Below are 15,441 nucleotides of genomic sequence, written 5' to 3' on the forward strand. Positions count from 1 at the left end.
CTGCCGGCCTTGCCCGGCCCGTCCCGTTTGCCTCCTGCCGTTCCACATCGCCGTCGCGGTATCGCCGCGCCCATGAACGACGCAGGCAGGTCCGAAAGTACAGTCAGTAAGTTCAAGAGGTTGCCCCGATGTTACTGATGATCGACAACTACGATTCCTTTACCTACAACGTGGTGCAGTACCTTGGCGAGTTGGGTGCCGAGGTCAAGGTCATTCGCAACGATGAAATGACCATCGCCCAGATCGAAGCCTTGAATCCGGAACGCATCGTCGTGTCTCCCGGCCCCTGCACGCCGAGCGAGGCTGGGGTGTCCATCGAAGCCATCCTGCATTTTGCCGGCAAACTGCCGATCCTCGGCGTGTGCCTGGGGCACCAGTCCATCGGCCAGGCCTATGGGGGCGAGGTGGTGCGCGCGCGCCAGGTGATGCATGGCAAGACCAGTCCGGTGTTGCACCGTGACCTGGGTGTGTTCGCCGGATTGAACAATCCCCTGACCGTAACCCGCTATCACTCGCTGGTGGTCAAGCGCGATACCCTGCCGGACTGTCTGGAAGTCACCGCCTGGACGGCGCACGAAGATGGCTCGGTCGACGAAATCATGGGCCTGCGTCACAAGACCCTGAACATCGAAGGCGTACAGTTCCATCCGGAGTCAATCCTCACCGAACAGGGCCACGAGCTGTTCGCCAATTTCCTCAAGCAGACCGGCGGCCGCCGTTAAGGAACGACATGGATATCAAGAACGCGCTGAGTCGCATCGTTGGCCACCTCGACCTCACCACCGACGAGATGCGCGATGTCATGCGCCAGATCATGACTGGCCAATGCAGCGAGGCGCAGATCGGCGCCTTCCTCATGGGCATGCGCATGAAGAGCGAGAGCATCGATGAGATCGTCGGTGCCGTGTCGGTCATGCGCGAGCTGGCCGAGAAGGTCGAACTGCAGAGCCTCGACGGCGTGGTCGACATCGTCGGCACCGGTGGCGATGGCGCCAATATCTTCAACGTATCCACGGCCTCGGCTTTCGTGCTCGCGGCCGCTGGCTGCCCGGTGGCCAAGCACGGCAACCGCGCGGTGTCCGGCAAGAGCGGCAGCGCCGACTTGCTGGAAGCGGCCGGCATCTACCTGAACCTGACGCCGGTCCAGGTCGCGCGCTGCATCGACAGCCTGGGCATCGGCTTCATGTTCGCCCAGACTCACCACAGCGCCATGAAGCACGCCGCCGGCCCGCGCCGCGACCTCAGCCTGCGCACCCTGTTCAACATGCTCGGCCCGCTTACGAATCCGGCCGGGGTGAAGCATCAGGTGGTGGGGGTGTTCACCCAGGCGCTGTGCCGCCCGCTGGCCGAGGTGCTGCAGCGACTGGGCAGCAAGCACGTGCTGGTGGTGCACTCCAAGGATGGCCTGGACGAATTCAGCCTGGCCGCGCCGACCTTCGTGGCTGAACTGAAGAACGGCGAGATCAGCGAATACTGGGTCGAGCCTGAAGACCTCGGCATGAAAAGCCAGAGCCTGCATGGGCTGGCGGTCGAAGATCCACAGGCGTCGCTGGCGCTGATCCGCGACGCGTTGGGCCGGCGCAAGACCGAGAATGGCCAGAAGGCCGCTGAGATGATCGTGCTCAACGCGGGCGCCGCGCTGTATGCCGCCGACCATGCCATGAGCTTGAAGTCGGGCGTCGAACTGGCCCACGATGTGCTGCACACCGGCCTTGCCTGGGAAAAACTCCAGGAACTGGGCGCCTTTACCGCGGTATTCAAGCAGGAGAACGGAGCATGAGCGTACCGACGGTGCTGGAGCGGATCATCGTCCGCAAATTCCAGGAAGTGGCCGAGCGCAGTGCTCGCGTCAGCCTGGCCGAACTGGAGCGACTGGCAAAGGCGGCCGATGCCCCGCGTGGCTTTGCCGATGCCTTGATCAAGCAGGCCCGGGCCAAGCAGCCGGCGGTCATCGCCGAGATCAAGAAGGCGTCGCCGAGCAAGGGTGTGATTCGCGAGCTCTTCGAGCCCGCGGACATTGCCGTGAGCTATGAGAAGGGGGGGGCTACCTGCCTGTCGGTGCTCACCGATGTGGACTACTTCCAAGGCGCCGACCAGTACTTGCAACAGGCCCGGGCGGCGGTGTCGCTGCCGGTGATTCGCAAGGACTTCATGGTCGACCCTTACCAGATCGTCGAAGCCCGAGCCTTGGGCGCCGACTGCGTACTGCTGATCGTCTCAGCGCTGGACGACGTGAAGATGGCCGAGCTTGCCGCCACGGCCAAAGACGTCGGCCTCGACGTGCTGGTGGAAGTCCATGATGGCGACGAGCTGGAGCGGGCGCTGAAAACCCTGGATACGCCGCTGGTGGGGGTCAACAACCGTAACCTGCACACCTTCGAGGTCAGCTTGGACACCACCCTGGACCTGCTGCCCCGCATTCCCCGCGACCGTTTGGCCATCACCGAGAGCGGCATCCTCAACCGCGCCGACGTGGAACTGATGGAAATCAACGAGGTGTATTCCTTCCTGGTCGGCGAAGCGTTCATGCGCGCCGAGCAACCGGGCCTGGAACTGCAGCGGCTGTTTTTCCCCGACCAGGTGAAGAAAACCGTTCAGTCGCTGGACTGAACGCAACGAAGCCGGCGCGATGCCGGCTTTTTTGTGTTTGCTTGCGGCCTTTGGAAGCGGATTCACCTGCGCCAAGGCCCCACATTCTCGAAGGTGCACCATGACCGAGCAACCCCTGGCCCTTACCGTCGAACAAGGTCTGCATGCCGAGCAGGATCTGCTTGCTGCCGTCTGCCGTGGCGAACGCGAGTCCGGTGTGCTGTTCTGGCGACCTACCGACCACGCACTGGTCATGCCGCGCCGCATGAGCCGTCTCGAGCACTTCGAAACGGCATGCGCGGAGTTGGCGATCGCCGGCTGGCCGGTGCTGCTGCGCGAAACAGGGGGCGAGCCGGTGCCGCAATCCCACGCCACGGTCAACGTAGCGCTGATTTACGTGGCGCCGCGAAGCGAAGGCGATCATGGGCGTATCGAGAAGGCCTACGAGCGGCTGTGCCTGCCCCTGTGCGAGGTGCTGCGTGAATGGGGTGGGGTGGCGTCGGTCGGCGAGATCGACGGCGCGTTCTGCGACGGGCGTTACAACGTCAATCTCGAGGGCCGCAAGCTGGTCGGGACCGCCCAACGCTGGCGCCAGGGACTGGGCGGCAAGCGGCCGGTAGTGCTGGTTCACGGTGCACTGCTGTTGGACAACGAGCGCGAATCGATGGTGGCTGCGGTCAATCGCTTCAATGAGTGCTGCGCACTTGAGCAGCGCTGCCGCGCCGACAGCCATATCGCGCTGCACGAAGTGGCGCCGGCGGCGCCTTGGTTCGAGCGCCTGTCCAAGGCGTACGCCGAGGTACTCGGCGCACTGCCCAAGGATTAACGGGTGCCGAAGACCACCATGGTCTTGCCTTTGACGTGCACCAGGCTGCGTTCTTCCAGGTCCTTGAGGACGCGGCCGACCATCTCTCGCGAGCAGCCGACGATCCGCCCAATTTCCTGACGGGTGATCTTGATCTGCATGCCATCAGGATGGGTCATGGCGTCCGGCTGCTTGCACAGATCGAGCAGGCAGCGGGCCACCCGGCCGGTAACGTCGAAGAACGCCAGATCGCCGACTTTACGTGTGGTGTTACGAAGGCGCTGGGCCATCTGGCTGCCAAGGGCGTAGAGGATGTCCGGATCGTGGCGGGCCAGTTCGCGGAATTTCTCGTAGCTGATTTCGGCGACCTCGCATTCGGTCTTGGCGCGAACCCAAGCGCTGCGCTGCTGCTGCGGCCCGTCCGGCTCGAACAGGCCCAGTTCGCCGAAAAAGTCGCCACTGTTGAGGTAGGCGATGATCATTTCGTGGCCTTCGTCATCCTCGATCAGGATGGTCACCGAGCCCTTCACGATATACGACAGGGTCTGTGCCCGGTCGCCCGCGCAGATGATGTTGCTCTTGGCGGCATAGCGGCGGCGTTGGCAGTGCACCAGCAGCTTGTCGATATTCTTGATCTTGCCCGGAAGGGTCGAAGCTACCATCACGAAATCCTGTTCAAGGTACGCAGAGGCTCTTGCTAGGAGGGAGCTGGCATGTGCGCCAGTGATTTGGCGCCAGCTTATCAGACGCTTCTGACTTATCGGCATCAACCGCCAACTTCTTGAGCTTTTCCGAATACGTCACAAGGTCTAAGCTGACGGCCTTTTCCACAGTCAGGAGTCCGTATAGATGAAGGCACGCATCCAGTGGGCCGGTGAGGCCATGTTCCTCGGTGAATCGGGGAGTGGGCATGTCGTGGTCATGGACGGTCCTCCCGAAGCGGGCGGTCGCAACCTGGGCGTTCGGCCGATGGAAATGCTGCTGCTGGGTCTCGGCGGCTGCAGCAGTTTCGATGTGGTCAGCATCCTGAAGAAGTCCCGGCAGGCCGTTGAAAGTTGCGAGGCTTTCCTGGAGGCCGAGCGCGCTGGCGAGGACCCGAAGGTCTTCACCAAGATCCATCTGCAATTCGTGGTCAAAGGTCGAGGCCTGAAGGAAGCACAGGTCAAGCGGGCCGTTGAGTTGTCGGCCGAGAAATACTGCTCGGCCTCGATCATGCTCGACCGCGCTGGCGTTGAAATCACCCACGGTTACGAGATCGTCGAACTGGGTTGAGCCAGGTGGCCCGTTTTTCAGTCGCGCAGCGCAGGCATTGTCTGTAGCAGCCAATGTGGCAAGCGGGCCCGTACTGCTGCGCTCAATTGTTCCTGGCGTTTCTGGTAGGCCAGGCCCAAGCCGATGGCTGCCAGTCCGATCAGCGTCAACACCACTGGGAACAGCAGTGAGTCGGCGAACACTTCGTAAGACAGGTAGCCCAGGTACGCGGCCACACCCAGTGCGCCGAAGACCATGAAGACCGGACGGCGCAGCAGCACCGCGAAGCCCATCAACGCCAGGTTGATCAGGCAATACAAGGCCTTGTTCACCTCGCTGTCGCTGTTCATCGACGTCAGGCCACACCAGAAAGCCAGAAGTCCTGCCAGGTAACCCCACTCGGCGTAATCGCGTCGAGTTCGCCCATCGATCACCACGAACGCCACCAGCACAGCGAGCCCGAACCACACCGACACCTGTTCTCGTTGCGCCCAGGTCAAAGCATCGCCGTAGAGCCATTCGCTCAGATCCATCGACATGAACCACAGCGCTAAGGCGATCGGCATGACGATGAACGGAAAGGGTACCAGGCGCAACATCAGCAGCCCGGCCAGCACCGTGGCTGCTTCCATCCACAGCCAACTGGCCTGCACATAGGTGTAGTAGGTGTGGTACTCGCCCTGCGCCTCACCCATGGGCCACCAGCCGATCAGCAGTTCCACCGCGAACACGGCCAGGGGCACGATGCTCACGGCGACCGCTGCCAGCACCCCAGCGGGGACGATCTGCTCGCGACGTTGCAAGGTGAGCGCCAATCCAGTGAGGACGGCAATGTAGAGTACGGCCACTGCCAGCAGCGCCCAGTCGCCAATGCGCATCCAGGCTTCGGTCAGCAGCCAGCCCATGGCGCCCATGATCAGCAGGCCGCCGAAGTAGAAGGCGACATTGGCCAACTGGAACTGGCCCTGCTGCTGCGGTCGACGGCGCAGGAACTCGAGCAGGGCTCGATCCTGGCCAGGTTGCAGGATGCCAGCGCTTACGGCATTGGCCAGGTCCTTGGTATCGAAGCGCTCGGTCATCGTGTTTCCTAGGCTTTGTCTGAAAAGCCTTGATACTCGGTGATGCTGCGTTGAAAACCGCCTGGATCGCCAGCCCGGTCGGAATGCTCATTTACAACCCGTAAAGTCGAGCGCGACTCCGACCGTTCCTCGGCGGTTTTCGCCTTGCCTGACCTTCGTCTCAAGGCTTTTCACACAAAGCCTAGATTCGGTAAGTGCTCTTGGTCATCACCTTGGCCAGCACGCTCATGCCGAACCTCACCGGAGCAGGGAAGCGATAGCCGCCGGCCTGCAGAGCCGATTCGGCGTGGTGTTCTTCATCGACGCGCATCTGTTCGAGAATGGCGCGCGACTTTTCGTCCTGCTCCGGAAGCTGCTCCAGGTGCTCGTCCAGGTGCTTGCATACCTGCTGCTCGGTGGCCGCGACGAAACCCAGGCTGACTTTGTCGCTCACCAGCCCGGCCAGCGCGCCGATGCCGAACGACATGCCGTAGAACAGTGGGTTGAGGACGCTGGGATGACTGCCCAGTTGGCGAATACGCTGCTCGCACCAGGCCAGGTGGTCGATTTCTTCCTCGGCTGCATGCTCCATGGCCTTGCGAACCTGTGGCAGTTTGGCGGTCAGGGCCTGACCCTGGTACAGCGCCTGGGCGCATACCTCACCGGTATGGTTGATGCGCATGAGGCCGGCGATGTGACGCGTTTGCGAGTCGTCCAGCTCGGCATCCGGCTGGATGATGGCCGGCGAGGGGCGGGAAGGTTGGCCGCTGAAGGGCAGCAAGGTGCGCATGGCGGTATCGGCCTGCAGCAACAAGCGGTCGAGCGGCGAATAGTGACGTTCGGTAGCCATCGGGCACCTCCGCTGAAGTGGTGCCCGACAGTCTACCGCAATCCCCAGGGCGGGGCTTGCCTTGAGTCAGCCCGGCGGCCAGTTCATCTGGCGCTGCCCGAGCACATGCATATGGATGTGATAGACCGTCTGCCCGCCTTGCGGGTTGCAGTTCATCACCACCCGAAAGCCCTCCTCGCAACCTTGCTCGACCGCCAGGCGCTGTGCGGTGAACAGGATGTGCCCGGCCAGGGCCTTGTCCTCTTCGGTGAGGTGATTCAGCGTGGGGATGTGTTTTTTCGGAATGACCAGAAAGTGCACCGGGGCCGCAGGTGCGATGTCCTTGAACGCCAGGATCTGGTCGTCTTCATAAATGATATCCGCCGGGATTTCCCGGTTGATGATCTTGAGGAATAGATCGTCCACTTCACTTGCTCCTTGGTGAGGGTCGAAGCGCAGTGTACTGAGCGCGGCGTCGCTCGGACAGGGCCTACTCGGCTTCGATCGGGCAGTAGCGACGATGGATCATTCCCGCCAGCTTGCGGCTGAGCCAGCGCGGCAGCAGCCGAGGGGCGAAGGCGAGCCAGCGATTGCGCCGGCCCGGCATGATCAGCGCGCGATTGCGGTCCAGCGCGCGCACGGTGTGCAGCGCCACTTCCTCTGGGCTCAGGCAGCGGGTGCTGCCCTCGAGCCGTGGGATGCGTCGGCGCGCCGAGCGGATCGGTCCGGGGCACAGTACCGAGACTTTTATTCCGGTGCGCCGCAGTTCTTCGCGCAGGGCCTGCGAAAAGCTCAGCACGTAGGCCTTGCTGGCGCTGTAGCACGCCATCCAGGGCCCAGGCGCGACACCGGCCAGCGAGGCGACATTGAGGATCTGGCCGCCGCCCTGAACCGCCATCAGGTTGCCGATCGCATGACACAGGCGGGTGAGGGCCAGGACGTTGACTTCCAGTAGATCCTGCTCGTCGGCCCATTCATGAGCCAGGAAGGGGCCGTAGGTGCGCTGCCCGGCGCAATTGACCAGCAGGTCGATGCGCCGCTCGCCCTCCTCGAGTTCCAGTACGAAGCCCGACAGGCGCAATGGCTGGCTGAGATCGCACGCACGCAGCAACACCTCGACGCCGAAGCGCTGGTTCAACTCCATGGCGATGGGCTCCAGCGTCTCGCGATGCCGTGCCACCAGGATCAGATTGCGCCCGCGGCGCGCCAGGGCCTCCGCCAGGGCCAGTCCCAGGCCGCTGGAAGCTCCGGTGATCATGGCGTAACGGGTCATGCAAGGCTCCTGGCGGCTGAAGAGGGGCGCTAGTGTACAGCGTGGTTGGCCGACTTGTTGGCTTTTGCGCAGGTCTCAGAGCGCCAGGTCGGGGCCTTTGGAAAGAGCGCTCAGGTACTCTTGGCGCAGGCGTTCGATCAGCGTCGCAGCGGATGGCAGGTCGTCGATTGCGCCGACGCCTTGTCCCGCAGACCACACGGTTTTCCAAGCCTTGGCTTCTTCATCCATCGGTTTGAGCCGGGTCGCCTCGGCTGTGGACTTGAGCGCGGTCATGTCGTAGCCGGCCTGCTCCAGACTTTGGCGCAGAAAGCTGGCCGGCACGCCCGAAACGGCAGGGGTGTGCACGATGTCTGCTGCGTGGGCATCCAGCAGCATCTGTTTGTATGCCGCTTGGGCATGGCTTTCGGCGGTGGCGATGAAGCGTGTGCCGATGTACGCGAGGTCGGCGCCCAGCAGGCGGGCGGCGAGGATCTCGTGGCCATGATTGATGCAACCCGCCAGCAGCAGGGTTTTGTCGAAGAACTGGCGAATTTCGGCGACCAGGGCGAATGGACTCCAGGTTCCCGCATGCCCTCCAGCGCCGGCTGCCACAGCGATCAAACCATCTACGCCGGCCTCGGCGGCCTTTTCCGCATGCCGGCGGGTGGTGACATCGTGGAAGACCACCCCGCCATAGCTGTGCACGGCATCCACCACCTCCTTGGCTGCGCCGAGACTGGTGATCACAATCGGCACCCGGTGCTCAACGCACAGCGCCAGATCTGCCTGCAGGCGAGGATTGCTCGGGTGCACGATCAGGTTGACCGCGTAGGGTGCAGGGGCGTGCAGTTGCGCCAGCCCCGTCTCGATCTCTTCCAGCCATGCCTTGAACCCGGCACTGTCGCGCTGATTCAGCGCCGGAAAGCTGCCCACCACGCCCTCGGCACAACATGCCAGCACCAACTGTGGATTGGAGATGAGAAACATTGGCGCTGCGACCGCTGGCAAACGCAGGCGCTGCTGGAGAACCGTGGGCAGGGACATGGCGAGACTCCTTCGCTCAGGTGCGGCTTAAAACGGTTTCACGACCACCAGGATGACGATGGCCAGCAGGAAAAGCACAGGCACTTCGTTGAACCAGCGGTAGTACACATGGCTACGGGTGTTCTGCCCGGCAGCGAAGCGTTTGCGCTGCGCGCCGCAGATGTGATGGTAGCCGGTGAGCAGGAGCACCAGTGTCAGCTTGGCGTGCAGCCAGCCCTGGCTCAGCCACCCCGGCGTCAGATAGAGCATCCACAGGCCAAACACGTAAGTGGCGATCATGGCCGGATTCATGATGCCGCGGTACAGCTTGCGCTCCATGGTGACGAAGCGTTCCTGGCTGATGCTGTCCTGGCTTTGTGCGTGGTAGACGAACAGGCGCGGCAAGTAGAAAAGGCCAGCGAACCAGCAGACCACGCTGACGATGTGCAGGGCCTTGATCCAGAGATAGAGCATGGGGTGTTCCTTCAGGTTTTCACGGTGGTCAGAGAGTAGTGGCCCGGTACTGCCATGGGCTAGCCAAGAGTTGTTACAGGCGCCACGTCACCCTATCATCGTGCGCTTTCCAGTGGTCTCGTTGATGAGGGGCAAGCATTATGATCAAGGTCGGTATCGTCGGCGGCACGGGCTACACCGGTGTCGAACTGTTGCGCCTGCTGGCACAGCACCCCCAGGCCGAGGTGGCGGTCATCACCTCGCGTTCCGAGGCCGGTGTGGCGGTGGCCGACATGTACCCGAACCTGCGCGGCCACTATGACGGCCTGCAGTTCAGCGTGCCGGACAGCAAGACCCTGGGCGCCTGCGATGTGGTGTTCTTCGCTACCCCTCACGGTGTTGCCCACGCGCTGGCCGGTGAGTTGCTGGCGGCCGGCACTCGGGTCATTGACCTGTCTGCGGACTTCCGTCTGCAGGATGCCGAGCAATGGGGCAAATGGTATGGCCAGCCCCATGGCGCGCCGCAGTTGTTGGGGGAAGCGGTCTACGGGCTGCCCGAAGTCAACCGCGACAAGATCCGCCAAGCGCGCCTGATCGCCGTTCCGGGCTGCTACCCGACCGCGACCCAGCTCGGTTTCCTGCCGCTGCTCGAAGCCGGACTGGCAGACCCGTCGCGCCTGATCGCCGACTGCAAGTCGGGCGTCAGTGGCGCCGGTCGCGGTGCTGCGGTGGGTTCGCTGTTCTGCGAAGCGGGTGAAAGCATGAAAGCCTATGCGGTCAAGGGGCATCGCCACCTGCCGGAAATCAGTCAGGGGCTGCGTCTGGCGGCGGGCAAGGACATCGGGCTGACCTTCGTGCCTCATCTCACGCCCATGATTCGTGGCATTCACGCGACGCTCTATGCCAACGTGGTCGACACCTCGGTCGATCTGCAAGCGCTGTTCGAGAAACGTTATGCCGATGAACCGTTCGTCGATGTCATGCCGGCGGGCAGCCACCCGGAAACCCGCAGCGTGCGCGGCGCCAACGTGTGCCGAATTGCCGTGCATCGTCCGCAGGGCGGTGATCTGGTGGTGGTCCTATCGGTCATCGACAACTTGGTCAAAGGCGCCTCCGGCCAGGCCGTGCAAAACCTGAACATCCTGTTCGGCCTGGATGAACGCCTGGGCTTGAGCCACGCCGGCTTGCTGCCATAAGTGGCACAGGCAGCCGAGCTGCTGCCTTGAGCTTGCCGCTTGCCGTTCGCCTCATGCCTAATTGTTGACCAATTTTCTCGGAGAAGCGGATAATGCGCGTCATCGAGTGTTATGGCGGCTTACGCCGGGAGAACCAACATGAGCGTCGAAACCTTCACCCCCACCGCCCTGGAGTTCACCCAGGGTGCTGCGCACAAGGTGAAGACCCTGGTGTCCGAAGAGGGCAATGACCGCCTCAAGCTGCGCGTGTTCGTGACCGGCGGTGGCTGCTCGGGATTCCAGTACGGCTTCACTTTCGATGAGGACGTGGCCGAGGACGACACCATCGTCGAGCGCGAAGGCGTGTCGCTGGTGGTCGATCCGATGAGCTTCCAGTACCTGGCAGGTGCCGAAGTCGATTACCAGGAAGGTCTGGAGGGCTCGCGCTTCGTGATCAAGAATCCGAATGCCGCCACCACGTGCGGCTGCGGATCGTCGTTCTCGATCTGAGTCCGCTGCCACTCACGAAAACGCCGCGCTCGTGCGCGGCGTTTTCGTTTCTTTCGATCAGGCGGGGTAGATCGCGCCGAGCACACGCGAGCCTCTGGCTGCCGTGACACTTGGGCGATTGGCCGGAATTCCTTCGAGGCAGCAATGGGCCAGCCATGCAAACGCCATGGCCTCGACCCAATCCGGATCGATCCCTTGTGCCTGCGTGCTGGTCACCGTGGTGCCGTTCAACAATGCGGTCAGGCGTTGCATCAGCGCACCATTGCGCGCACCGCCTCCGCAGACCATCAGTGCATCGGTGCGCGGCTGGGCTTCAACCAGCGCATCTACGATGCTGCGTGCGGTCAGTTCCAGAAGGGTGGCTTGCACGTCTTCGTCACGGTAGCGCGGAAACCGCATCAGGTGACCGTCCAACCAAGGCAGGTTGAAGACTTCCCGTCCTGTGCTTTTCGGGCCACTGCCGGCGAAGAAGGTATCGCCCAGCAGCGCGGTAAGCAGGTCGCTCTGTACCTTGCCACTGGCTGCCCAAGCGCCATCTGCGTCGAAGACTTCACCGCGTTTGCGCTCGATCCACGCATCGAGCAGGACATTGCCTGGCCCGCAATCGAAGCCGCGAACTGGCGTGTTCTGCGCAATCAGGCTGAGGTTGCTGAAGCCACCCACGTTGAGCACGGCCAGGTGCTGGCCCAGATGGCCGAACAAGGCTTCATGGAAGGCCGGTACCAAGGGAGCGCCCTGGCCCCCAGCGGCGACATCGCGACGACGGAAGTCGCCGACCACGCAAATGTTCGTCAGCTCGGCGAGCAGGGCCGGGTTGCCGATTTGCACCGTGAAGCCTCGGGTCGGCTCATGGCGAATGGTCTGGCCATGGCTGCCGATGGCACGGATCGCCTCGGGGGCGAGACCTTGCTCTTTCAGTAACTGCTGTATGCCTTGTGCAGCCAGCTTGGCCCAGCGATTCTCTGCCAGTGCAGCACGGGCGATCTCGTCAGGGCCGCTGGCGCACAGGCTCAGCAAGTCCTGGCGCAGATCGGCAGGCATGGGCAGATAGCAGGTGGCGAGCAGCCGTGGCTGATCCAACTGTTCGATCAAGGCAATGTCCAGTCCGTCGAGACTGGTGCCGGACATCACCCCCAGGTAAAGCGTCATCTCAGCGCTTGTTCGCGGCGAGCAAGGTGGCTTTTTCCTGATCCATGCGGGCCACCAACGGCTGGCTCTGCTGCAGGAATCGCTGACGCTCGGCCTTGGCGATCGGGTCGGCCATCGGCACTTTCTGGCTCAGCGGATCGACGTGTACACCGTTGACCTGGAACTCATAGTGCAGGTGCGGCCCAGTGGACAGACCGGTGGTGCCGATGTAGCCGATGATCTGACCCTGTTTGACGCTGCTGCCGGTCTTGATGCCCTTGGCGAAGCCCTGCATGTGACCGTACAAGGTCTTGTAGCTGTTGCCGTGGGCAATGATCACGGTGTTGCCGTAACCACCACGCCGGCCCGCCAGTTCGATGCGTCCGTCACCTGCAGCCTTGATGGGCGTACCGCGTGGCGCCGCATAGTCCACGCCTTTGTGCGCGCGGATCTTGTTCAGGATTGGATGCTTGCGTCCGGCAGAAAAGCGCGAGCTGATGCGGGCGAAGTCGACTGGTGTGCGAATGAATGCCTTGCGAAGGCTATTGCCGTCGGCGGTGTAGTAACTGGTATTGCCCTGCTTGTTGGTATAGCGCACGGCGGTGTAGGTCTTGCCGCGGTTGGTGAAGCGTGCAGAGAGAATATTGCCGGTGCCGACCACCTTGCCGTCCATCACCTTCTGTTCGTAGACCACATCGAATTCGTCACCTGGGCGGATGTCCTGGGCGAAGTCGATGTCGTAGCCGAGCACGCGGGCCATATCCATGGTCATGCTGTGGGACAGCCCGGCGCGTTGGGCCGAAGCGGACAGCGAGCTCTTGATCACGCCATGGGCGTAGGCGGTACGCACCACCGGTTTGCTGATCTCGCGAGCGAAGGCGTAACCCTTGTCGGTCTTGTTCAGACGGATGCTTTCGAGCTTGCTGACCTGGCTGTGCAGGCTGGTCAGTTGACCCTCTTTGTCCAGTTCAAACTGCAGCACCTGGCCGTGTTTGAGCTGACTGAACTGCTTGGCCTGCTTGTCACTGGCCAGAACGTCGTGGACCGCGTTGGCGGGCAGGCCCACCTTGGCGAAGAGTGTGGAGAGGGTGTCGCCACGGGCTACGATCACTTCCCGATGGCCTGGGGCTTTGTCTTCAGGTTTTTCTTGTGCGACCGGCTGAGCGCGCTCGGCGGCCTGCTCGGTGTTGCTGTCGTCACCTTCGATTTGCGCGAAGGGCGATCCGCTGTTTTCGGTGGATTGCACCAGGGGGGCAGCCCGGGATTCGTCGTTGAGTTGCTCGGCCGGGGTATCGAGCTCGAGGCTGAGGGTGGTTTTCTTCGCTTCTACGTCGCTGGAGGGGAATACCAGCAAGGCCAGGCTGAGCAGGGCGGCGATGCCGCTGGCGGCCAACAGGTGGCTCTTCGGATAAAGCGGCGGCGCTTTAGGCGTGTCGTTGGTCATAGGTGAGGTGACTTTGAAAAAGTGAATGAAAAAGGTGACTGAGATCGCTGCAAGACACGGTGGAAAAGATGAATGACATGATGAAGATGAAATAACTGTATAAAATATAACCAAAACCGTTTTCGCGCAAGGGCGCGTAGACGCCTCAATCCTTGCTTCAGGTCACATCCGGTCGTCAAACTTGTATTTGATGGGCGATCTTGTATCGTTGTTCCCCTTTGAATCTGAGCCTTGCGGGTCTGTCTATGAAGTCGGTTGAAGAGCAGCTGGCGCTAATCAAGCGCGGTGCGGAAGAAGTGTTGGTCGAGTCGGAGCTGGTCGAGAAACTCAAGCGCGGCCAGCCATTGCGCATCAAGGCGGGCTTCGATCCGACCGCGCCCGACCTGCACCTGGGGCATACCGTGCTGATCAACAAGCTGCGCCAGTTCCAAGAGCTGGGACATCAGGTGATCTTCCTGATCGGCGACTTCACCGGCATGATCGGCGATCCGAGCGGCAAGAGCGCCACCCGCCCGCCGCTCACCCGCGAGCAGGTATTGGATAACGCCGAGACCTATAAGCAGCAGGTGTTCAAGATCCTCGACCCGGCCAAGACCGAGGTTGCCTTCAACTCCACCTGGATGGACTCCCTGACCCCGGCTGATTTCATTCGCCTTGCCTCGCAGTACACGGTGGCGCGCATGCTCGAGCGTGACGACTTCGACAAGCGTTACAGCAGCCAGCAGCCGATCGCGATTCATGAGTTCCTCTACCCTCTGGTGCAGGGTTATGACTCCGTGGCGCTCAAGGCCGATGTGGAGCTGGGCGGCACCGACCAGCGCTTCAACCTGCTGATGGGGCGCGAGTTGCAGCGCGCGTATGGGCAGGAGGCTCAGAACATCGTCACCATGCCGCTGCTCGAAGGCTTGGATGGCGTCAAGAAGATGTCCAAGTCGCTGGGCAATTATGTGGGTATCCAGGAAGCGCCGGGTGTGATGTACAGCAAGCTCGTGTCGATTCCTGACACCCTGATGTGGCGCTACTTCGAGCTGCTGAGCTTCCGCTCGATGGCGGAAATCGACGCGTTCCGTGCTGATGTGGAGAAGGGGGCGAATCCGCGCGACATCAAGATCAAGCTCGCCGAAGAAATTGTGGCACGTTTCCATGGTGAGGAGGCTGCAGCCAATGCTCACCGTGCTGCCGGTAATCGAATGAAGGAGGGTGAGCTGCCTGAGGATCTGCCGGAGATCGAGGTGGTTGCAGATGCCGACTTGCCGATTGCCGCCGTGCTCAACCGGGCGGGTCTTGTTAAGAATTCGGCGCAGGCGCGCGACTTGCTTAGCGGTGGCGCGGTGAAAGTAGATGGCGTGGTGGTTGAGAAGGACTTTATGTTTGTCCTGGGAGCCATACATGTTTGCCAGGCTGGCAAGAAGGCCTTTGCTCGAGTGACGTTGAAGGCTGAGTGATGGCACATGGTTGTGTAGCTATATAGAAGCGGGGCGGCCGACAGGCCGCCCCGCTTTGTTTCAACTATTTGAATTTATTTGAAATTAAGCCTTGACCGCCGTTCAGATCCCCTTATAATGCGCCCCACTTCCGCAGCAAACGGAACGCGAAACTCCTTGAGAATCAACGAGTTAAGCGAGTTCGGCGCGGTGCGAATGGCTTCGATCCTCGGGTTGAAAGCGGTGAAAAAGGCAGTTGACAGCATCGTTTGGTGCTGTATGATTCGCCTCCCGCTACGAGAGATCGCAGCGAGTCAAGTGTTTGAAGCTAAACGAGTTTCTCGGAAAAAACTTCACAATAAACGCTTGACACGAAGTAAGGCTGCTGTAGAATGCGCGGCCTCGGTTGAGACGAAACGCTCTTAGCCAAACGCTCTTTAACAAATCGAATCAAGCAATTCGTGTGGGTGCTTGTGAGTACGGACTGATTGTCGCATAGA

Annotated in this window: 17 protein-coding genes; 8 read left to right on the forward strand and 9 right to left on the reverse strand. The window is 61.8% G+C overall.

Translation table 11 applies throughout. The annotated features are described in order from the left end of the window. Positions 1–128: 128 nt before the first annotated feature. The 4 genes from ACK2SD_RS02550 to ACK2SD_RS02565 all read left to right on the forward strand — a co-directional run bounded on the left by ACK2SD_RS02550 (position 129) and on the right by ACK2SD_RS02565 (position 3,415). Entirely contained in the window at positions 129–722 is a 594-nt protein-coding gene (locus tag ACK2SD_RS02550; RefSeq protein ID WP_029615069.1) for an aminodeoxychorismate/anthranilate synthase component II, read from the forward strand. Between the two features lie 8 nt (positions 723–730). Beyond that, entirely contained in the window at positions 731–1,780 is a 1,050-nt protein-coding gene (gene trpD, locus ACK2SD_RS02555; RefSeq protein ID WP_039581110.1) for an anthranilate phosphoribosyltransferase, read from the forward strand. Next, entirely contained in the window at positions 1,777–2,610 is an 834-nt protein-coding gene (gene trpC, locus ACK2SD_RS02560) for an indole-3-glycerol phosphate synthase TrpC (RefSeq protein WP_039581107.1), read from the forward strand. Before trpD ends, trpC begins: the two co-directional genes overlap by 4 nt. 100 nt (positions 2,611–2,710) lie before the next feature. Continuing rightward, on the forward strand, positions 2,711–3,415 hold the full coding sequence (locus ACK2SD_RS02565; RefSeq protein WP_412461289.1) for a biotin/lipoate A/B protein ligase family protein: 705 nt from the start codon (positions 2,711–2,713) through the stop codon (positions 3,413–3,415). Here the strand turns inward: ACK2SD_RS02565 and crp are convergent. Then, entirely contained in the window at positions 3,412–4,056 is a 645-nt protein-coding gene (crp, locus tag ACK2SD_RS02570) for a cAMP-activated global transcriptional regulator CRP (protein ID WP_039581101.1), read from the reverse strand. The genes ACK2SD_RS02565 and crp overlap by 4 nt on opposite strands. 187 nt (positions 4,057–4,243) lie before the next feature. On the opposite strand from crp, the gene ACK2SD_RS02575 reads away from it, so the two are divergent. Next, complete coding sequence (locus ACK2SD_RS02575) at positions 4,244–4,666, forward strand: OsmC family protein (protein ID WP_029615067.1); 423 nt, start codon at positions 4,244–4,246, stop codon at positions 4,664–4,666. A gap of 17 nt (positions 4,667–4,683) precedes the next feature. On the opposite strand, the gene ACK2SD_RS02580 is transcribed toward ACK2SD_RS02575, so the two are convergent. From ACK2SD_RS02580 to hemJ, 6 genes are all read right to left on the reverse strand, one after another. After that, positions 4,684–5,724 (reverse strand): DUF2157 domain-containing protein, encoded by a 1,041-nt coding sequence (locus tag ACK2SD_RS02580; protein ID WP_412461290.1) that lies wholly within the window; start codon positions 5,722–5,724, stop codon positions 4,684–4,686. A 181-nt stretch (positions 5,725–5,905) separates the two neighbouring features. Continuing rightward, positions 5,906–6,553: a 2-polyprenyl-3-methyl-6-methoxy-1,4-benzoquinone monooxygenase gene (gene coq7 / locus ACK2SD_RS02585; protein ID WP_029615066.1), complete on the reverse strand. Its 648-nt coding sequence runs from the start codon at positions 6,551–6,553 to the stop codon at positions 5,906–5,908. Between the two features lie 66 nt (positions 6,554–6,619). Further along, entirely contained in the window at positions 6,620–6,958 is a 339-nt protein-coding gene (locus tag ACK2SD_RS02590; protein ID WP_029615065.1) for a histidine triad nucleotide-binding protein, read from the reverse strand. Positions 6,959–7,022: 64 nt separating this feature from the next. Beyond that, positions 7,023–7,805, reverse strand: a complete 783-nt coding sequence (locus tag ACK2SD_RS02595) for an SDR family oxidoreductase (RefSeq protein ID WP_317870997.1) — start codon at positions 7,803–7,805, stop codon at positions 7,023–7,025. Positions 7,806–7,880: 75 nt separating this feature from the next. Beyond that, positions 7,881–8,828: an NAD(P)H-dependent flavin oxidoreductase gene (locus ACK2SD_RS02600; RefSeq protein WP_412461291.1), complete on the reverse strand. Its 948-nt coding sequence runs from the start codon at positions 8,826–8,828 to the stop codon at positions 7,881–7,883. A 27-nt stretch (positions 8,829–8,855) separates the two neighbouring features. Then, positions 8,856–9,281, reverse strand: coding sequence for a protoporphyrinogen oxidase HemJ (hemJ, locus tag ACK2SD_RS02605; protein ID WP_029615064.1), 426 nt, complete (start codon positions 9,279–9,281; stop codon positions 8,856–8,858). A gap of 140 nt (positions 9,282–9,421) precedes the next feature. On the opposite strand from hemJ, the gene argC reads away from it, so the two are divergent. Together argC and erpA are read left to right on the forward strand one after the other, a co-directional pair. Then, positions 9,422–10,456: an N-acetyl-gamma-glutamyl-phosphate reductase gene (gene argC, locus ACK2SD_RS02610; protein WP_412461292.1), complete on the forward strand. Its 1,035-nt coding sequence runs from the start codon at positions 9,422–9,424 to the stop codon at positions 10,454–10,456. A 138-nt stretch (positions 10,457–10,594) separates the two neighbouring features. Further along, positions 10,595–10,945: an iron-sulfur cluster insertion protein ErpA gene (gene erpA, locus ACK2SD_RS02615; protein ID WP_029615063.1), complete on the forward strand. Its 351-nt coding sequence runs from the start codon at positions 10,595–10,597 to the stop codon at positions 10,943–10,945. A gap of 57 nt (positions 10,946–11,002) precedes the next feature. Here the strand turns inward: erpA and ACK2SD_RS02620 are convergent, their stop codons facing one another. Both ACK2SD_RS02620 and ACK2SD_RS02625 read right to left on the reverse strand, forming a co-directional pair. Next, positions 11,003–12,094, reverse strand: a complete 1,092-nt coding sequence (locus ACK2SD_RS02620; protein ID WP_412461293.1) for an anhydro-N-acetylmuramic acid kinase — start codon at positions 12,092–12,094, stop codon at positions 11,003–11,005. Position 12,095: 1 nt separating this feature from the next. After that, positions 12,096–13,517 (reverse strand): peptidoglycan DD-metalloendopeptidase family protein, encoded by a 1,422-nt coding sequence (locus ACK2SD_RS02625; protein ID WP_412461294.1) that lies wholly within the window; start codon positions 13,515–13,517, stop codon positions 12,096–12,098. A 245-nt stretch (positions 13,518–13,762) separates the two neighbouring features. Between ACK2SD_RS02625 and tyrS the strand changes: the two genes are divergently transcribed. Further along, positions 13,763–14,962: a tyrosine--tRNA ligase gene (gene tyrS / locus ACK2SD_RS02630; protein WP_412461295.1), complete on the forward strand. Its 1,200-nt coding sequence runs from the start codon at positions 13,763–13,765 to the stop codon at positions 14,960–14,962. Positions 14,963–15,441: the final 479 nt, after the last annotated feature.

Origin of the sequence: Pseudomonas sp. SC11 (genome assembly GCF_047039205.1) — a bacterium.
GTDB lineage: Bacteria > Pseudomonadota > Gammaproteobacteria > Pseudomonadales > Pseudomonadaceae > Aquipseudomonas > Aquipseudomonas boreofloridensis.